Source organism: Pseudomonas sp. GM41(2012) (assembly GCF_000282315.2).
GTDB lineage: Bacteria > Pseudomonadota > Gammaproteobacteria > Pseudomonadales > Pseudomonadaceae > Aquipseudomonas.
The window spans coordinates 36789-55868 of the sequence record NZ_AKJN02000011.1 but is presented as its reverse complement, the minus strand read 5'-3'; the positions used below and the strand labels follow the sequence as shown (position 1 = coordinate 55868).

The window sequence follows — 19080 nt, the reverse complement described above, 5'->3', positions numbered from 1 at the left end:
AGACATCTCCCTGTCGAGGTGCGGGCAAATGCCTGACCGAATTAGTTGATTTTGTAGCGTCGACGCAAACCGCGCAAACCGTAGCTGATCCATGGCCAGAGCAATGCGCTGACCAGTGCCGGCAAGACCAGCGCCAGCGTCGGCTGACGATTGCCGGTCAGGGCGCTGAGCCATAGTTGAACAAGCTGCGCGAGGCCAAAGATCACCAGGATCACCAGGCTCTGTTGCCACATCGGGAACATGCGCAGGCGCTGTTGCAGCGCCAGCACCAAGTACGTGATCAGCGTCAGGATCAACGCGTTCTGCCCCAGCAGCGTGCCGTAGAGCACGTCTTCGGCCAGGCCCAGGCACCATGCGGTGACCATCCCGACTTTCTGCGGCATGGCCAACGCCCAGAATGCCAGCAGCAAGGCCAGCCACAGTGGACGGAGGATTTCCATGAATTGTGGCAGCGGCGAAACGCTGAGCAGCATGCCTATGGCGAATGTCAGCCAGACCATCCAGCCATTTCGGGAGGCAGTAGCACCAACCATTATTCTCGTCCCCCAGTGGTAGCCGGCGCAGAGACAGGCGGCTTGGCAGCAGGCTTCACGGCAGCAGGTTGCGTGGCCGGCGGTTTAGCGGCCGCGGGTTGCGCCGCGGGCGGCTTGCTGGCGGCAGGTTTCGCAGCAGCAGGATGAGTTGCCGCAGGTTTGGGCGGGGTTGTGGCAGCAGGGGCAGCCGTCGGCGCTACCGGAATCGCGGGCGCAGCAACAGCAGCCGGGACGATGGCCGGTTTCGGCACTGTCGCTGGAATGATGGGGCCACCACCGTGCTGGTCCAAGGCTTCTTGAGCCTGGGCAGCTTCGTTGGCGCGCTCTTCGGCTGTGCGGCCGTCGGTGAACACCAGCAACAGGTAACGGCTGCGGTTCAAGGCGGCGGTCGGCACGGCGCGCACAATAGCGAACGGCTGACCGGAATCGTGAATCACTTCCTTGACCGTCGCTACCGGGTAACCCGCCGGGAACCGCTGGCCGAGACCTGAGCTGACCAGCAGATCGCCTTCCTTGATATCGGCGGTATCAGCTACGTGACGCAGCTCCAGGCGTTCCGGGTTACCGGTGCCGCTGGCAATCGCGCGCAGACCGTTGCGGTTCACCTGCACCGGAATGCTGTGAGTGGTGTCGGTCAACAACAGCACACGAGAGGTATACGGCATCAACTCGACCACCTGGCCCATCAGGCCGCGAGCATCGAGCACCGGCTGACCGAGGACCACACCGTCGCGCTCACCTTTATTGATGATGATGCGGTGGGTGAAGGGATTGGGGTCCATGCCGATCAGCTCGGCCACTTCGACCTTCTCGTTGACCAGCGCGGAGGAGTTAAGCAACTCGCGCAGCCGAACGTTCTGCTCGGTAAGGGCGGCAAGCTTTTGCATGCGGCCCTGCAACAGCAGGTTTTCGGTTTTGAGTTTTTCGTTTTCGGCGACGAGCTCGGTACGGCTGCCAAATTGGCTGGCCACACCCTGCCATAGCCGCTGTGGCAGGTCGGTGATCCAGTAGGACTGCATCAGCACCAGCGACATTTGGCTACGCACTGGCTTGAGCAGTGTGAAGCGGGCATCGACCACCATCAGCGCGACCGATAGCACGACCAGCACCAACAAGCGCACGCCCAGTGAAGGCCCTTTGGTGAAAAGCGGTTTAATAAGCCGCTCCTCCCAGGCAAATGTTTTCTTTATTCATACGGCATCAAACCGGCCTGGATGCAGACTGACAGAAGATAAACGCCAACAGGCAGCACTGCAAAGTGCTGCCTGCGCGCCAACAGCATAGATGCAACCGGCGAGATCACTCGCTCGACAGCAGATCCATGGTGTGTTTATCCATCATTTCCAACGCACGGCCACCGCCGCGAGCAACGCAGGTCAGCGGGTCTTCGGCAACGATGACTGGCAGACCGGTTTCCTGGGCCAGCAACTTGTCGAGGTCACGCAGCAAGGCGCCACCACCGGTCAGTACCAGACCACGCTCGGCGATATCGGAAGCCAGTTCCGGAGGCGATTGCTCCAGTGCACTTTTCACAGCCTGAACGATGGTGGCCAGGGACTCTTGCAGAGCTTCCAGCACTTCATTGGAGTTCAGGGTGAATGCGCGTGGAACGCCTTCGGCCAGGTTACGGCCACGAACGTCGACTTCACGAACTTCGCCGCCCGGGTAGGCAGTACCGATTTCCTGCTTGATGCGCTCGGCAGTGGATTCGCCGATCAGGCTGCCGTAGTTGCGACGCACGTAAGTGATGATCGCTTCGTCGAAGCGGTCGCCGCCAACCCGTACGGATTCAGCGTAAACCACACCGTTCAGGGAGATCAGCGCGATTTCAGTGGTACCACCACCGATATCGACAACCATCGAGCCGCGAGCTTCTTCAACCGGCAGGCCGGCACCGATCGCAGCCGCCATTGGCTCTTCGATCAGGAACACTTCACGGGCACCGGCACCGAGGGCCGACTCACGGATGGCACGACGCTCAACCTGGGTGGATTTGCACGGAACGCAGATCAACACACGAGGGCTAGGCTGCAGGAAGCTGTTTTCGTGAACCTTGTTGATAAAGTACTGCAGCATCTTTTCGCAAACGCTGAAGTCGGCGATCACGCCATCCTTCATCGGACGAATGGCAGCAATGTTGCCCGGCGTACGGCCGAGCATGCGCTTGGCCTCGGTGCCGACAGCAACGACACTTTTCTGGTTACCGTGTGTCCGAATAGCCACAACCGAGGGCTCATTCAGGACGATACCGCGCTCGCGCACGTAAATAAGGGTGTTGGCAGTGCCCAGGTCAATGGAAAGATCGCTGGAAAACATGCCACGCAGTTTCTTGAACATGGGAAAGGGACCCTAGGCAACGCGTGGGTAAAAAAGTGCGGCAAACTCTAACAACGACAGGGATTTTGGGCAAGGCGCCAATATGTTAAATTGGCCGCTTTTCTGTGCACCAACCCCCACAATCGCGGCCTTATGACCGTAGAAATGCGGTAGTGTTCCGACAATCTAACACACGGATAGCATCCGTTCTGTTTTCCTTCCACTGGAGAATCCCATGACGCTTGAACGCTCCGACGTGGAAAAAATCGCTCATCTGGCCTGTCTGGGCCTTAATGATGCCGATCTTCCACACATCACTTCGGCCCTGAACAGCATTCTGGGGCTGGTCGACGAAATGCAGGCGGTCAATACCGACGGTATCGAGCCGCTCGCCCATCCACTGGAAGCCAGCCAGCGCCTGCGCGCAGACGTCGTGACCGAGACCAATCATCGCGAGGCCTATCAGTCCATCGCACCAGCGGTCGAAAACGGCCTGTACCTGGTTCCGAAAGTCATCGACTAAAGGGAAAGAGCCTGCAATGCATCAATTGACTCTGGCCGAGATCGCCCGCGGTCTCGCCGATAAAAAGTTTTCTTCCGAAGAGCTGACCAAAACCCTGCTGGCGCGTATCGCCCAGCTCGATCCGCAGCTCAACAGTTTCATCAGCCTCACCGAAGACCTGGCGCTCCAGCAGGCGAAAGCCGCTGACGCACGCCGGGCCAATGGTGAGAGCGGCGCCCTGCTTGGTGCGCCGATTGCCCACAAAGACCTGTTCTGCACCCAGGGCATCCGCACCAGCTGCGGCTCGAAGATGCTCGACAACTTTAAAGCACCGTACGACGCCACTGTCGTTGCCAAACTGGCTGCCGCCGGGGCCGTGACCCTGGGCAAGACCAACATGGACGAATTCGCCATGGGTTCGGCCAACGAGTCGAGCTACTACGGCGCAGTGAAAAACCCGTGGAACCTGGAACACGTTCCGGGCGGCTCGTCTGGCGGTTCGGCGGCTGCGGTTGCCGCTCGTCTGTTGCCGGCGGCGACGGGCACCGACACCGGCGGTTCGATTCGTCAGCCCGCCGCGCTGACCAACCTTACCGGCCTGAAACCGACGTACGGTCGCGTTTCGCGCTGGGGCATGATCGCTTACGCGTCCAGCCTCGATCAGGGCGGCCCATTGGCGCGCACTGCCGAAGACTGCGCGATCCTGCTGCAAGGCATGGCCGGTTTCGACCCGCAAGACTCCACCAGCATCGACGAGCCCGTGCCGGATTACAGCGCCGGCCTCAACGGTTCGCTGCAAGGCCTGCGCATCGGCGTTCCTAAAGAGTATTTCAGCGCCGGTCTCGACCCGCGCATTGCCGAGCTGATCCACAACAGCGTCAAGGAGCTGGAAAAGCTCGGTGCCGTGGTCAAGGAAATCAGCCTGCCGAACATGCAGCACGCGATCCCTGCGTACTACGTGATCGCCCCGGCAGAAGCGTCTTCCAACCTGTCGCGTTTCGACGGTGTACGTTTCGGCTACCGCTGCGAAGACCCGAAAAACCTGATCGACCTGTACAAGCGTTCCCGTGGTGAAGGCTTCGGCCCGGAAGTGCAGCGCCGGATCATGGTCGGTGCCTACGCGCTGTCGGCCGGTTACTACGACGCCTACTACCTGAAGGCGCAGAAAATTCGTCGCCTGATCAAGAACGACTTCATGGCAGCCTTTAATGAGGTCGACATCATCCTCGGCCCAACCACGCCGAACCCGGCCTGGAAGCTCGGCGCCAAGAACAGCGACCCGGTCGCTGCGTACCTGGAAGACGTCTACACCATTACCGCCAACCTCGCTGGTCTGCCGGGCTTGTCCATGCCCGCCGGTTTTGTCGATGGTCTGCCGGTCGGCGTGCAATTGCTCGCCCCGTATTTCCAGGAAGGTCGCCTGTTGAACGTTGCCCACCAGTATCAGCTCAACACTGACTGGCACACCCGCACCCCAACCGGCTTCTGAGGAGAAACACATGCAATGGGAAGTCGTGATCGGGCTGGAGATTCATACCCAGCTCACTACCCGGTCGAAAATCTTTTCCGGTAGTTCCACCACCTTTGGTTCCGAGCCGAACACCCAGGCCAGCCTGGTTGACCTCGGCATGCCTGGCGTATTGCCGGTGCTGAACCAGGAAGCGGTGCGCATGGCGGTAATGTTCGGTCTGGCGATTGATGCCGAGATCGGCCAGCACAATGTGTTCGCCCGTAAAAACTATTTCTACCCGGACCTGCCCAAGGGCTACCAGATCAGCCAGATGGAATTGCCGATCGTTGGCAAAGGCCACCTGGACATCGCGCTGGAAGACGGCACGGTCAAACGCGTCGGCATCACCCGCGCGCACCTGGAAGAAGACGCCGGTAAAAGCCTGCACGAAGAATTCAGCGGCGCCACCGGCATCGACCTGAACCGTGCCGGCACGCCGTTGCTGGAAATCGTGTCCGAGCCGGACATGCGCAGTGCCAAGGAAGCCGTGGCTTACGTCAAGGCTATCCACGCGTTGGTCCGCTACCTGGGCATCTGCGACGGCAACATGGCCGAAGGCTCGCTGCGTTGCGACTGCAACGTGTCGATCCGTCCGAAAGGCCAGGTTGAATTCGGCACGCGTTGCGAGATCAAGAACGTCAACTCGTTCCGTTTCATCGAGAAGGCAATCAACACCGAAGTGCAACGTCAGATCGAGCTGATCGAAGACGGCGGCCGGGTGATCCAGCAGACCCGTCTGTACGATCCGAACAAGGACGAAACCCGTCCGATGCGCAGCAAAGAGGAAGCCAACGACTACCGTTACTTCCCCGATCCGGACTTGCTGCCGGTGGTCATCGAGAACTCGTTCCTCGACGACGTACGCGCCACCCTGCCGGAATTGCCACCGCAGAAACGCGAGCGCTTCCAGGCGCAGTTCGGTCTGTCGGTCTACGACGCCAGCGTCCTGGCCACCAGCCGCGAGCAAGCCGATTACTTCGAGAAAGTCGTGAGCATCGGCGGCGACGCCAAGCTGGCAGCCAACTGGGTGATGGTTGAATTGGGCAGCCTGTTGAACAAACAGGGCCTGGACATCGATCAGTCGCCGGTCTCGGCCGAACAACTGGGCGGCATGCTGCTGCGCATCACCGACAACACCATCTCCGGCAAAATCGCCAAAGTGGTGTTTGAGGCCATGGCCAACGGCGAAGGCAGCGCGGACGAGATCATCGACAAGCGCGGCCTGAAGCAAGTGACCGACACGGGCGCGATCTCGGCAGTGTTGGACGAAATGCTCGCGGCCAACGCCGAACAGGTTGAACAGTACCGCGCGGCAGACGAAGCCAAACGCGGCAAGATGTTCGGCTTCTTCGTCGGCCAGGCCATGAAAGCCTCCAAAGGCAAGGCCAACCCGCAACAGGTTAACGAACTGCTGAAAAGCAAGCTCGAAGGCTGATCGCAATGGAGCCAGATCTTAAGCCTGGCTCTACCCCTTGTGGGAGCGAGCTTTTGTGGCTAGAGGGCTTTTGTGGCGAGGGGGCTTGCCCCCGTTGGGTCGCGAAGCGGCCCCAATTTCTGAACACCGCGTTTTCAGGTTTTGGGACTGCTGCGCAGTCCAACGGGGGCAAGCCCCCTCGCCACAACAAGCCCGCCCGCCAACAACAAGCTCGCTCCCACATTTGTTTTTGGGAGCTTTCTAAATGAAGCGTCTGCTCAGTGCCTGCGCCCTGCTCTCCCTGCTGGCCGGTTGCGCCAGCAACGATGTCATCGATCCGCACGGCTATGACAAAACCGGCATTGCCTCGTATTACGGCGCCAAACACCAAGGTAAACGCACCGCCAGTGGCGAGCGTTTCAACAAGAATTCCCTGACCGCCGCCCATCGCCAGTTGCCCTTTGGCACGCGGGTGAAGGTCACCAATCTGAACAACGACAAGTCCTGTGTGGTTCGCATCAACGATCGTGGGCCACATACCCGTGGGCGTCTGATCGATGTTTCACACGAGGCCGCCGAACAACTGGGTATGCTCAGAAGCGGCACTGCACGGGTTCGTGTGCAAGCCCTCGACGACTGACCGATGGAGCGCCGACCATTTTCGGACTTGCCGATTTACCCCTGATCAGCGTGATTGAATTGCTCAGCGGCCTGCTGTTGCTGATCGCCGGCGCCGAGCTGATGGTGCGCGCCGCCGTGCGCCTCGCCGCACGCTTACATGTACGACCGCTGATTATCGGCCTGACCATCGTCGCCCTCGGCAGCAGCGCACCGCAGATGGCGGTCAGCCTGCAAGCGACCCTGACGCAGAACGCCGACATCGCCGTCGGCAGCGTGATCGGCAGTAGCATCTTCAACATCCTCGTCACCCTCGGGCTTTCGGCGCTGATCATCCCGCTGCGGGTTTCACGGCAACTGGTGCGCCTGGATATCCCGCTGATGATCGGCGCCAGTCTTTTGGTGTTCGTCTTGGCTTGGAACGAAGAACTGACCCGTGCCGATGGCGTGATGCTGCTGGCGGCGATGGCACTGTATCTGGGCCTGCTGCTGCGCCAGTCGCGGCACTCGACCCGCCCGCAATCGACGACCCACGAAGCCCCGCAAGCGCCATGGATCAGCAGTCTGCTGATGATCGTCGTGGGTTTGGCGATGCTGGTCTACGCCGGGCACTTGCTGTTAGGCGCGGCGGTTTCGGTCGCGACTGATCTGGGGTTGTCGGAGCGGATCATCGGCTTGACCATCGTCGCCGTCGGCACGTCCCTGCCTGAACTGGCGACCTCGTTGATCGCCGCGTTGCGCGGTCAGCGCGACATCGCCGTGGGCAACGTGATCGGCAGCAACCTGTTCAACCTCTTGGGCGTACTGGGCTTCACCGCGTTGGTCGCGCCGTCGCCGCTGTCGGTGTCGCCCAACGCCCTGGATTTCGACTTGCCGGTGATGCTCGGCGTCGCGGTGTTGTGCCTGCCGGTGTTCTATTCCGGTTACCGGGTGACCCGCGCCGAAGGTCTGCTGTTTTTGGGTTTGTATCTGGCTTACGGTCTGCACGTGGTGTCGTTCACCACCGGCATGCCGCTGGCTGGCAAGCTTGAACACCTGATGCTGTTTTTTGTCCTGCCGGCGCTGATGGCGTTTTTGCTGTTCACGTCGCTGCGCGCCTGGCGTCGCCAACACCACAACAAGGAATTGCCATGACCGATGATAAAAAGCCTGGGGTTGAAGTCCGCCGCCAAGTAATGGGCGACGCCTTCGTCGACCGCGCGCTGGGCAATGCCACCGAGTTCACTCAACCGCTGCAGGATTTCGTCAACGAGCACGCCTGGGGCGGCGTCTGGAACCGCGAAGGTTTGCCATTGAAAACCCGCAGCCTGATCACCCTCGCCGCGCTGACCGCGTTGAAGTGCCCGCAGGAATTGAAAGGCCACGTGCGTGGTGCATTGAACAATGGCTGCACCGTGGAAGAGATTCGTGAAGCGCTGCTGCATTGCGCGGTGTATGCCGGTGTGCCGGCGGCGATTGATGCGTTTCGGGCGGCGCAGGAAGTGATCGACACCTATCAGAAGCCGGAGTAACCGGCGGGCGTTTGTGGTGTTAGAAAGATTGCTATCGCGAGCAGGCTCGCTCCCACATTTGGAATGCATTCCCCCTGTGGGAGTGAGCCTGCTCGCGATGAGGCCCTGAAGAACAGCGCAAAACCTCCAGCTAAATCCACCCGCCCCACTGCAACAAGAAGATCCCGATGTTGGTGGTGACCGCCGCCATCAACGTGGTGATCACGATGATCGCTGCCGCCAGTTCATGATTGCCATTGGCCTGACGGGCCATGACAAAACTGGCCGCGGCGGTCGGGCTGCCGAAATACAGAAACAGAATCCCCAACTCCGCACCACGAAAGCCCCAAAGCCACGCCCCCAGCGTCGCCAGAACCGGCAGGCCAATCATCTTCACCAGGCTTGAGCTGAGCGCCATGTTGCCGCTTTTGCGCAGTGCTGCCAGCGACAGCGTGCCGCCGATACAGATCAGCGCCAACGGCAGGGTGGTTTGCGCCAGGTATTGGCCGGACGTCTCCAGCCATCCCGGCAAGCTGATCTTGAAGTAGGCAAACGGCGCCGCGGCAAACACGCTGATGATCAGCGGATTGACCATCACGCTTTTGCAGATGCTCCAAGGGTCGGACTTGATCACCGGGCTGTACACCGCCAGCACAATGGTCGAGAGCGTGTTGTAAAACAGGATCACCAACGCCGCGAGAATCGCCCCGAGGGAAATCCCGTAGTCGCCGTACATGTTCGCCGCCAGTGCGAGGCCGATCACCCCGTTGTTGCCGCGAAAGGCGCCTTGGGTGTAAATCCCCCGGTCCTCCCGCGGACACTTCCAGATCGCCCAGCCCCAGGCGATGGCAAAACACACCAGAGTGGCGAGCGAGAAGTAGATCAGCAGCGCCGGTTGCAACGCGGCGTGCAGGTCGGCATGGAGGATGCCCAGAAACAGCAACGCCGGCATGGTGACGTTAAACACCAGGGCCGACGCAGTGTGGATGAAGTTGTCGTTGATCCAGTCGATGCGCTTGAGCAGCACCCCCAGAAACAGCATGGCAAACACCGGCGCGGTGATGTTCAGGGTTTCGAGGAAGATAGCCAGCATGCCGGGGATAACCTTGGGTGAGCGTCGTTAGGGGGCTAATGATAAGCCACTGGGGACGTTGGCGTCTGGGAGAACGCTATCGCGGGCAAGCCTTGCTCCTACAGGTCTGCGTCGTACGCAATGGCGTGAACGACATAAAACCGTAGGAGCAAGGCTTGCCCGCGATGCAGGCGACTCGGTCTCAGGTGATGGGTGCAGGGTTAAACAAGGTGATGTCGTTATGCAGCTTGTGCTTCTCAGCCCAGGTTTGCTTCTTGCCGCTGGCCACATCCAGGTAGTAGTGGAACAACTCCCAGCCAAGGTCCTCAATCGAGGCCCGCCCGGTTGCAATCCGCCCGGCATCGATGTCGATCAGGTCTGGCCAACGCTGCGCCAGCTCGGTCCGGGTCGACACCTTCACCACCGGCGCCATCGCCAAACCATATGGCGTGCCACGCCCGGTGGTGAACACGTGCAGGTTCATCCCCGCCGCCAATTGCAACGTCCCGCAGACAAAGTCACTGGCCGGGGTCGCACAGAAAATCAGGCCTTTACGCTTGAAGCGCTCGCCAGGCCCCAGCACCCCGTTGATCGCGCTGCTGCCGGATTTGACGATCGAGCCCAGGGACTTCTCGACAATGTTCGACAACCCGCCCTTCTTGTTGCCCGGCGTGGTGTTGGCGCTGCGATCCGCTTCGCCCTTGGCCAGGTAACGGTCGTACCAGTCCATCTCGCGCACCAGTTCCTGAGCGACTTCCTCGGTTTCCGCCCGTGAAGTCAGCAGGTAAATCGCATCGCGCACTTCGGTGACTTCGGAAAACATCACCGTCGCACCGGCCCGCAATAACAGGTCCGAGGCATAACCCAGCGCCGGGTTGGCGGTGATCCCGGAAAACGCATCGCTGCCGCCGCATTGCATGCCCAGAATCAGCTCGGACGCCGGCACGGTTTCCCGGCGACGTTGATCGAGCTTCTTCAAACGGGTCTCGGCCAGCGCCATGATCTGCTCGATCATCTCGGTGAAACCGTGACTGGAATCCTGCAAGCGGTACAACCACGGATCGCTCAAATCCACCGAGCTGTCGTTCTCGTGCATCACCTGCCCGGCCTGCAATTTCTCGCAGCCCAGGCTGATGACCAAGGCTTCGCCACCCAGGTTCGGGTTGCGCGCCAGATTGCGCACGGTGCGGATCGGGATGTACGCGTCGGTGGCGGTGATCGCCACGCCACAACCGTAACTGTGAGTCAGCGCCACCACGTCATCGACGTGCGGATAGAGCGGCAGCAACTCGTCCTTGATGCGCTTGACCGCATGATCCAGCACGCCAGTGACGCACTGAACCGTCGTGGTGATCCCGAGAATGTTGCGCGTGCCGACGGTGCCGTCGGCGTTGCGATAACCCTCGAACGTGAAGCCTTCCAGCGGTGCCTGCGCCGCCGGCACTTCGGTGGACAGCGGCAAGCTGTCCAGCGGTGGCGCGGTGGGCATGCGCAGTTGATCTTCCTTGACCCAGCTGCCGCGCGGAATCGGCTGCAACGCGTAGCCGATGGTCTGCCCGTAACGAATCACCTGGCCACCTTCGGGAATGTCTTCCAGCGTGACTTTGTGGCTCTGTGGCACGAAGTCCACGGTGACCAACCCGTCCGGAAATTCGGTACCGGCCGGTACGCCTTGGTCATTGACCACGATCACTACGTTGTCCCGCTCGTGCAGGCGGATGTAGCGCGGCGAGTCGGAATGTTCAATCAACTGCATGACGCCGCTCCTCAGGAATGCGCTTCAGATAATTTGTTATTGGTTTCAGGACCGCTGACGGGCGGCTCCTTGAGTACCACACGTTTGATCGGACCGACGATTACCAGGTAGCTGAACACCGCGACCAGGGCGTTGCAACCGACAAACACCAGCGCCCATTTGAACGAACCGGTGGAGCTGATGATGTAGCCGATGACGATCGGGGTGGTGATCGAGGCGATGTTACCGAAAGTGTTGAACAAGCCACCGCTGAGACCGGCGATCTGTTTTGGCGAGGTGTCAGAGACCACGGCCCAACCCAGCGCGCCCACGCCTTTGCCGAAGAACGCCAGGGCCATGAAGCCGACAACCATCCATTCAACATCAACGTAGTTACAGGCCACGATGCTGCTGGAGACCAGCAAGCCAGCAATGATTGGTGCCTTGCGGGCGAAGGTCAGGGAATGGCCTTTGCGCAGCAGGTAGTCGGAAATCACCCCGCCGAGTACACCACCGATGAAGCCGCAGATCGCCGGCAACGAGGCGATGAAACCGGCCTTGAGGATGGTCATGCCGCGTTCCTGCACCAGGTACACCGGGAACCAGGTCAGGAAGAAGTAGGTGATGCCGTTGATGCAGTACTGGCCCAGGTACACGCCGAGCATCATGCGGTTGGTCAGCAACTGACGGATGTAGTCCCACTTCGGACCGTCGCCTTTTTTGCCTTTGCCTTTGTCCTGGTCCATGTCGACCATGCCGCCGTTGTCGGCGATGTGTTTGAACTCGGCGTCGTTGATCATCGGATGCTGACGCGGGCTGTGGATAACCTTCAGCCAGATCCCCGAGAAGATGATGCCGATCACGCCCATGACGATAAACACGTGCTGCCAGCCGAAGCTGTAAACGATCCAGCCCATCAGCGGCGCAAACAGTACCGTGGCGAAGTATTGCGCCGAGTTGAAAATCGCAGACGCCGTACCGCGTTCAGCGGTCGGAAACCAGGCCGCAACGATGCGTGCGTTACCGGGGAAGGATGGCGCTTCGGCCAGGCCCACCAGGAAACGCAGCATGAACAGCGCAACCACCGCCGTGGACATGCCGAACTCACCGACATAGCCCTGCAGCACGGTGAACAGCGACCAAGTGAAGATGCTGAGCGCGTAGATTTTTTTCGAGCCGAAACGGTCCAGCAACCAGCCACCGGGAATTTGCCCGGCCACGTAGGCCCAACCGAATGCGGAGAAGATATAACCGAGAGTGACCGCGTCGATGCCGAGGTCTTTTTGCAGGCTGGAGCCCGCGATGGCGATGGTAGCCCGGTCGGCGTAGTTGATCGTGGTCACCAGAAAAAGCATGAGCAAAATCAAATAGCGGACGTGGGTCGGCTTGGTCGCTTGCATGTAGATGTACTCCCACTGATTATTTTTATGCGCGGGTGAAACTGTTGTGTTCCCTGTAGGAGCTGTCGAGTGAAACGAGGCTGCGATCTTTTGATCTTTAGCGCCATCAATGACACCGAAAATCAAGATCAAAAGATCGCAGCCTGCGGCAGCTCCTACAAGGGTGTTGCGTTACGAACCGATGTAAGAGGTCTTCACCACGGTGTAGAACTCTTGCGCGTAGCGACCTTGCTCGCGGGAGCCATAGGATGAACCTTTCCGCCCACCGAATGGAACGTGGTAATCCACGCCCGCCGTCGGCAGGTTGACCATCACCATCCCGGCCTGGGAGTGGCGCTTGAAGTGGTTGGCGTACTTCAACGACGTGGTGGCGATGCCCGCCGACAGACCGAACTCGGTGTCGTTGGCCATGGCCAGCGCAGCCTCGTAATCCGCTACGCGAACCACGTTGGCCACCGGGCCGAAGATCTCTTCGCGGCTGATGCGCATCGCGGCTTCGCTGTCGGCAAACAGGGTTGGCGCAAGGTAGTAGCCTTCGGTGTCGCAGGTCACCAGACCACCGCCGCTGACCAGACGCGCACCTTCGGACTGGCCGATGTCGATGTACTTCATGTCCTGTTCAAGCTGAGCCTGGGAAACCACCGGACCGATATCGGTACCGGTTTTCAGTGCGTGACCGACCTTGATCGACTTCATGCGCTCAGCCACGGCTTCAACGAACTTGTCGTGAATCCCAGCGGTGACGATGAAGCGGCTCGAGGCGGTGCAACGCTGGCCGGTTGAGTAGAACGCGCTCTGTACCGACAGCTCGACCGCTTGCTTGAGGTCGGCGTCGTCGAGAATGATCTGCGGGTTCTTGCCGCCCATTTCCAGCTGAACCTTGGCCTGGCGCGACACGCAGTTGACCGCGATCTGACGACCGACGCCCACGGAACCGGTGAAGCTGATGCCGTCGACTTTCGGGCTCTGCACCAGTGCATCGCCAACCACTCGACCGCTGCCCATCACCAGGTTGAACACGCCGGCCGGGAAGCCTGCGCGGGAGATGATTTCGGCCAGCGCCCAAGCACAACCCGGCACCAGATCGGCCGGTTTCAGCACGACGCAGTTGCCGTAGGCCAGGGCCGGGGCGATTTTCCACGCGGGGATCGCGATCGGGAAGTTCCATGGCGTGATCAGACCGACCACACCCAGCGCTTCGCGAGTCACTTCGACGTTCACACCCGGACGCACCGACGGCAGATAGTCGCCGGACAGACGCAGGCATTCACCGGCGAAGAACTTGAAGATGTTGCCGGCGCGCGTCACTTCACCGATGGCTTCGGGCAGGGTCTTGCCCTCTTCCCGGGCCAGCAAGGTGCCGAGCTCTTCGCGACGGGCGAGGATTTCGCTGCCGACTTTATCCAGCGAATCGTGACGTGCCTGAATGCCCGACGTGGACCAGGCCGGGAACGCGGCGCGAGCGGCGTCGATGGCGGCGTGAACCTGAGCCAGATCAGCCTTGGCGTACTCGCCAATGGTGTCGGTCAGCTCGGACGGGTTGATATTGGTGGAGTAGTCGGCGCCGGCAACCCATTGGCCACCGATGTAGTTATCAAAACGCTTTGAATCAGCCACAGAGAATCTCCTCACGCAAAAGGCCGCTGAATACTCAGCGGCCTTGTTTAATCGGGTTTGTTATTGCGCACCTTGCTTGTCGATCAGCGCAGCCAGAGCTTCGTACTCTTCTGGCAGCAGATCGGTCAGCGGCGCACGCACAGGACCTGCGTCATAGCCGACAATTTTTGCCCCTGCCTTGACGATGCTCACCGCGTAGCCGGCTTTACGGTTACGGATGTCCAGGTATGGCAGGAAGAAGTCGTCGATGATCTTGCCGACGGTGGCGTGATCTTCGCGGGCAATGGCGTGGTAGAAATCCATCGCGGTTTTCGGGATGAAGTTGAACACCGCCGAGGAGTAAACCGGTACGCCCAGTGCCTTGTAGGCTGCGGCGTAGACTTCAGCGGTCGGCAAACCGCCCAGGTAGCTGAAGCGATCACCGAGGCGGCGACGGATCGACACCATCAACTCGATATCGCCCAGGCCATCCTTGTAGCCGATCAGGTTCGGGCAGCGCTCGGCCAGACGTTCCAGCAGCGGCGCGGTCAGGCGGCAGACGTTGCGGTTGTAAACCACCACGCCGATTTTCACCGATTTGCACACGGCTTCAACGTGGGCGGCAACGCCGTCCTGGCTGGCTTCGGTCAGGTAGTGCGGCAGCAGCAACAGGCCTTTGGCGCCCAGACGCTCAGCTTCCTGTGCGTATTCGATGGCCTGACGAGTCGAACCGCCAACGCCGGCCAGAATCGGCACGCTGGTTTCGCAGGTGTCGACGGCAGTCTTGATGATTTCCGAATATTCACTGGCCGCCAGAGAGAAGAACTCACCGGTGCCGCCCGCGGCGAACAATGCCGAGGCGCCGTATGGGGCCAGCCATTCGAGACGCTTGATGTAGCCCGCGCGATGGAAATCGCCCTGAGCATTGAAATCGGTAACCGGGAAAGACAGCAGACCGGAAGAGAGGATGGACTTCAGTTCTTGTGGATTCATTATTCGAACACCCTGGATAGCGACGTATGTGTGTGAGAAAACCGTTCAGCCTTCGCCGAAGTTGTAGGTTATCGTACAACTTAAATAATAACCGTCAACTGCATTTCATCGCCAACCGCAGAATTTGAGTCGGAAAGGTATTTTCTTGACGTAGGAAATTTCTCGTCTATGATCCAAACGACTGTATATACATACAGTTATTTTTTGATCGTACCGACGACATATCAAGGAGATAGAAATGTCAGGTCTACACGCACAACCGAAGGAAAAACCGAAACAGGTCATTGCCGAACTGGATGATCTTTTTACCGAGCATGGCATCCCTCTCATTGGGGATAACCCACATGTGATCTTGCAGATTGCTGATCATCACAGCTCTACGACTCCCCTTCCCGCGCCTCTGCCCACAGCCTCTGGCAATGCCCTGAAAGGCAAGCCACAGCTGAGGTTCGAGGGTGGCGAACACACCGCCATCGGCGACAGCACACTGCTGCGCTTCATCAAAGACGCACCGGCTATCCCCGCTTCGCAGGTGGAACTGCATCTACCCAATGGGCTGGCGCTGACCTATGGCCAGGTCATTGCGTTGGGGGGTGATTTCTATGGAATTCCCGATCAACCGATCAGCGAAGGCGCGACGGTCGCCGACCGAATCCAGCGTTTTACCAATGCCTTCAACTCGCTGGCCGTGCTGCCTGCTGCTAACGCTGAGGCCAAGCTGATCCTCGGTGTCATGCAAAAGGAAATCGCCGCGATCAAGCAGGCGATCAAGGACGGTAAACAACCTCACGAGGCTTATGACGCCCTCGGTGATACGTTGTCAGAAGAGTGGAACAAGATCACCGGCGGAGGCAGTTTCGCCTCGGCGTTGTTCCCATTTGGCCGCTACCTGAAACTGGCCGCCAACAATGCCGATCACTTCGCCGAATGGGCGCTGCTGGCCTATATCGCCGGGCACACTGCGGCGGTGCAACAAGCGGTGCGGGCCCACGCCAGCGGCGATGAAAAGCAGCTGGAGCTGGCCTATGCGATGAACGCTTTTGCCGATCACTACCTGACCGACCTGTTTTCCACCGGCCACCTGCGAGTGCCGCGCAAACAATTGGCAGCGGTGGTCACGCCGAGCGATCTGGGTTCTTTGATCACGCGCTTCATGCACGACGAAGACAGCAAATTCGGCCTCAATGTGCGCAATGGCAACCGCGATAAATGGCGCGCGTATGGGGACAAACGCTACTTCGACGACCTCTCCAGCGCCAATCGCGTCCAGGTGAATCAGGCGGTTCAGGTGTCGGCGGATGAAGTGTTCGCGGCGTATCTCAGTGGAATCGCCCCGTCGGCCGGCCAATTCGGCGCCTTGAAAAAGACGCCTGATCTGCAAGCCGTACTGAACCTGGCGGCCAACTTCTCGCCGCTGTTCAGGGTCGAGGGCAACAAGGTGCTGCGGCGCAAGGACGTCAACAACCTGAACGACACCACCACCGTGGATGACTGGTGGGGCTGGAGCACTTATTTGCTGCTCAAGGATTACAAACCCACTGGCAACGTTGCCTGATAAGGAGATCGATGATGACTTTCAAATTGAAACTGGAACTGGCCTCGGGCCAATCGCTGAAGGGTGCGCCACTGGAGTTGTTGGCTGATGGCAAGCCAATTGCCAAAGCGGTGGTGGATGAGCATGGGCATGTGGCGTTCGATGCCAAGGCTGGGGTGGCTGGATTGGCGGTGAGGGTGGATCGTTCGATCCTGCGCTCAGCCTGTTAATTTAGCATCACGGCTGACGGCCCTATCGCGAGCAGGCTAGCTCCCACATTTGATCGTGTGTTCAGAGTAGATCCCCTGTGGGAGCGAGTCTGCTCCGGGCGGCGTTCCGACGATGGCGTTTTTTCGGGCGCAGCGGAAGGTGCAGAACAGACACTGACCGTTCATCGAAACTGGTATTTCTTACAGTTTTGAGTAATCGCTGAAAGACGCTAAATCGGTTACTCCAATTAATGCTTGGGAGAACGTCTATGAGAACAAAACACCGATTTACATTTCCGGCCGAAACTAATGGTGTCGCTCTGGAGATGCCCATGGAGTTTGACCTCCATGTGAACGTCGGAGACATCGTCGAATTTGAAATGATTCCCGGAAAGGATTGGGTGATCACCCGCAAAAAATTCAAAGTATTGATTGATAACACAGTCGAGTACGTCGACTACGCAACGGCCCCGGCGTGATATCTGAAAACACCTACCCCGCAGTTCCTGAGCGCTGCTGCGGCGCTTGCGAGGAAGGCGTGGTGCGTCGATGGGGTTTTCCATGATGAACGGCTTTTTCGAAAGTTGCGGCTCAAACCACAAAAGGCTCAACACAGTTGCACGATCACCGTCGGCAAACATCAGTCCCTGTGGGAGCGAGCCTGCTCGCGATGGCAATCTATCAGCCAACAAATTACTCAGCCCATTTCACCCACCACTCGTCGGCACTGTCATTTGTGACAGTAGCCGAACGACTGTCGCTACGGCCTAAATGGTTTCGGGGTTAACAGACCGGCCCCGCCAGCGCAGCGTTCCAGTTCGCGCCTGTCAAACGGTTTGATTGATGGTTAAAAGGATTTTGGTCATGACTGCACAAATGAAAACCTTGCCTGCACCGATGCTTCCAGACGCCGTTGGCGACGTTCTTTACGTTCACAACCTGCCAGACCCGACACCTGGTGAGGTTCCCCCAAACCAGAATGCAGCTACAGGAGATAAAGTCGAATTTAAGGTAAAGACCTCTACCGACAATACTTGGCAGGGGCAACTCGTGCTGACAGCAGGTGACACGGGTCAACCCATCGTGTTCAAGATTCCGAAGCACGTCTTCGAAAAGAACCTGAAACCAGGTGCCACCGCCGACTTGCACTACGTGGTAACACGCATTGGCCAAACGCCTGAGCAATCCGCTGCGCTAAAGGTACAACTCGAACTGTAGTTAATGAGCGACGGTCAGCACCTAATCCGCTGACCGTCGACAACCTGCAGACCTTCAGCGCTGCGCCTCAGCCTCTTCATGCGCATGGCGCAGCCGCTCCCGGCTATTCGTCAGGTGCAACCGCATCGCTGCCCGCGCCGCATCCGAATCCTGACGCGCAATCGCGTCGTAAATCTCTTCGTGCTCACGACTCAGGCGATTCATGTAGTGCTGTTGGTCGTCATGGGCCAGGCGCGCGGAGTTGAGGCGCGTGCGCGGAATGATGCTGGTACCCAGGTGGGTCATGATGTCGGTGAAATAGCGGTTGCCGGTCGCCAGGGCGATTTGCAGGTGGAACTGGAAGTCGGACGCCACCGCATCGCTGGCATGGGAAACACTTTCATTCAATGCATCCAGCGCCGCTCGCATCAATGCCAGTTGCTCGGGGCTGCGGCGTTGCGCGGCGAGGCCGGCGGATTCCACTTCAAGGCTGATGCGCAGTTCCAGAATCGCCAGTACATCCCGCAGCGTCACCACGGTCGCCGGGTCGATACGGAAACCGCTCGGGCTTGGGGTGTCGAGCACGAAGGTGCCGATGCCGTGGCGGGTTTCAACCTGGCCGGCCGCCTGCAAACGGGAAATCGCTTCGCGCACCACGGTGCGGCTGACGCCATGGGCATCCATGATCGCCGACTCGGTGGGCAACTTGTCGCCACGCTTGAGGTGACCGTCGCGGATCTGCTCGGACAGCACCGTCACCAGTTCCTGAGCGAGGCTGCGGCGCTTGCGAGGGAGGCGTGGTGCGTCGATCGGGTTTTCCATGGTGAACGTCTTTCTCAAAAGTTACGGCTGAAACCGCATCATAGCTCAACGCGGTTGTACGATCACCTAACCCCTGTAGGAGCATGGCTTGCCCGCGATGAACGATGACGCGGTACTTCAAATAAACTGCGTCAAGGCG

The 19080-nt window shown here is 59.5% G+C and carries 19 protein-coding genes; 10 read left to right on the top strand and 9 right to left on the bottom strand.

The genetic code is table 11. The features are described 5' to 3' along the window. Positions 1-41 precede the first annotated feature (41 nt). The 3 genes from mreD to mreB form a co-directional block, all read right to left on the bottom strand. Positions 42-533, bottom strand: a complete 492-nt coding sequence (gene mreD, locus PMI27_RS02655) for a rod shape-determining protein MreD (RefSeq protein ID WP_008148886.1) — start codon at positions 531-533, stop codon at positions 42-44. After that, on the bottom strand, positions 533-1690 hold the full coding sequence (mreC, locus tag PMI27_RS02660) for a rod shape-determining protein MreC (protein WP_081757446.1): 1158 nt from the start codon (positions 1688-1690) through the stop codon (positions 533-535). Before mreC ends, mreD begins: the two co-directional genes overlap by 1 nt. 142 nt (positions 1691-1832) lie before the next feature. Beyond that, the gene (gene mreB / locus PMI27_RS02665; protein ID WP_002555108.1) at positions 1833-2870 is read right to left on the bottom strand and encodes a rod shape-determining protein MreB; all 1038 of its coding nucleotides are present in this window, start codon (positions 2868-2870) and stop codon (positions 1833-1835) included. Positions 2871-3084: 214 nt separating this feature from the next. On the opposite strand from mreB, the gene gatC reads away from it, so the two are divergent. From gatC to PMI27_RS02695, 6 genes are all read left to right on the top strand, one after another. Continuing rightward, positions 3085-3372, top strand: a complete 288-nt coding sequence (gatC, locus tag PMI27_RS02670; protein WP_008026876.1) for an Asp-tRNA(Asn)/Glu-tRNA(Gln) amidotransferase subunit GatC — start codon at positions 3085-3087, stop codon at positions 3370-3372. Positions 3373-3388: 16 nt separating this feature from the next. Next, positions 3389-4840 (top strand): Asp-tRNA(Asn)/Glu-tRNA(Gln) amidotransferase subunit GatA, encoded by a 1452-nt coding sequence (gene gatA / locus PMI27_RS02675; protein ID WP_008148892.1) that lies wholly within the window; start codon positions 3389-3391, stop codon positions 4838-4840. 10 nt (positions 4841-4850) lie between these two features. Continuing rightward, positions 4851-6296 carry an Asp-tRNA(Asn)/Glu-tRNA(Gln) amidotransferase subunit GatB gene (gene gatB / locus PMI27_RS02680; protein WP_008148893.1) on the top strand — a complete coding sequence of 482 codons (1446 nt, stop codon included), beginning with the start codon at positions 4851-4853 and terminating at the stop codon, positions 6294-6296. Between the two features lie 244 nt (positions 6297-6540). After that, positions 6541-6915, top strand: coding sequence for a septal ring lytic transglycosylase RlpA family protein (locus PMI27_RS02685; RefSeq protein ID WP_008148895.1), 375 nt, complete (start codon positions 6541-6543; stop codon positions 6913-6915). A gap of 50 nt (positions 6916-6965) precedes the next feature. Next, positions 6966-8027 carry a calcium/sodium antiporter gene (locus PMI27_RS02690; RefSeq protein WP_008148897.1) on the top strand — a complete coding sequence of 354 codons (1062 nt, stop codon included), beginning with the start codon at positions 6966-6968 and terminating at the stop codon, positions 8025-8027. Continuing rightward, positions 8024-8404 (top strand): carboxymuconolactone decarboxylase family protein, encoded by a 381-nt coding sequence (locus PMI27_RS02695; protein ID WP_008148900.1) that lies wholly within the window; start codon positions 8024-8026, stop codon positions 8402-8404. The genes PMI27_RS02690 and PMI27_RS02695 overlap by 4 nt, the downstream gene beginning before the upstream one ends. Before the next feature lie 130 nt (positions 8405-8534). On the opposite strand, the gene PMI27_RS02700 is transcribed toward PMI27_RS02695, so the two are convergent. From PMI27_RS02700 to kdgD, 5 genes are all read right to left on the bottom strand, one after another. After that, positions 8535-9476 carry an AEC family transporter gene (locus PMI27_RS02700; RefSeq protein ID WP_008148904.1) on the bottom strand — a complete coding sequence of 314 codons (942 nt, stop codon included), beginning with the start codon at positions 9474-9476 and terminating at the stop codon, positions 8535-8537. 181 nt (positions 9477-9657) lie between these two features. Continuing rightward, positions 9658-11211 (bottom strand): galactarate dehydratase, encoded by a 1554-nt coding sequence (gene garD, locus PMI27_RS02705; RefSeq protein ID WP_008148906.1) that lies wholly within the window; start codon positions 11209-11211, stop codon positions 9658-9660. A gap of 11 nt (positions 11212-11222) precedes the next feature. Continuing rightward, complete coding sequence (locus PMI27_RS02710) at positions 11223-12590, bottom strand: MFS transporter (RefSeq protein ID WP_008148907.1); 1368 nt, start codon at positions 12588-12590, stop codon at positions 11223-11225. 171 nt (positions 12591-12761) lie between these two features. Continuing rightward, the gene (locus PMI27_RS02715) at positions 12762-14207 is read right to left on the bottom strand and encodes an aldehyde dehydrogenase family protein (protein ID WP_008148909.1); all 1446 of its coding nucleotides are present in this window, start codon (positions 14205-14207) and stop codon (positions 12762-12764) included. A gap of 60 nt (positions 14208-14267) precedes the next feature. Beyond that, on the bottom strand, positions 14268-15179 hold the full coding sequence (kdgD, locus tag PMI27_RS02720) for a 5-dehydro-4-deoxyglucarate dehydratase (protein WP_008148911.1): 912 nt from the start codon (positions 15177-15179) through the stop codon (positions 14268-14270). Between the two features lie 238 nt (positions 15180-15417). On the opposite strand from kdgD, the gene PMI27_RS02725 reads away from it, so the two are divergent. The 4 genes from PMI27_RS02725 to PMI27_RS02740 all read left to right on the top strand — a co-directional run bounded on the left by PMI27_RS02725 (position 15418) and on the right by PMI27_RS02740 (position 18140). Beyond that, positions 15418-16734 (top strand): hypothetical protein, encoded by a 1317-nt coding sequence (locus PMI27_RS02725; RefSeq protein ID WP_008148913.1) that lies wholly within the window; start codon positions 15418-15420, stop codon positions 16732-16734. 14 nt (positions 16735-16748) lie between these two features. Next, complete coding sequence (locus PMI27_RS02730; RefSeq protein WP_008148915.1) at positions 16749-16943, top strand: hypothetical protein; 195 nt, start codon at positions 16749-16751, stop codon at positions 16941-16943. Positions 16944-17254: 311 nt separating this feature from the next. Next, positions 17255-17401, top strand: a complete 147-nt coding sequence (locus PMI27_RS02735) for a hypothetical protein (RefSeq protein ID WP_238545921.1) — start codon at positions 17255-17257, stop codon at positions 17399-17401. Between the two features lie 385 nt (positions 17402-17786). Continuing rightward, positions 17787-18140 carry a hypothetical protein gene (locus tag PMI27_RS02740; protein ID WP_008148919.1) on the top strand — a complete coding sequence of 118 codons (354 nt, stop codon included), beginning with the start codon at positions 17787-17789 and terminating at the stop codon, positions 18138-18140. A 54-nt stretch (positions 18141-18194) separates the two neighbouring features. On the opposite strand, the gene PMI27_RS02745 is transcribed toward PMI27_RS02740, so the two are convergent. Beyond that, positions 18195-18941, bottom strand: coding sequence for a FadR/GntR family transcriptional regulator (locus PMI27_RS02745; RefSeq protein WP_008148921.1), 747 nt, complete (start codon positions 18939-18941; stop codon positions 18195-18197). Between the last annotated feature and the right edge of the window lie 139 nt (positions 18942-19080).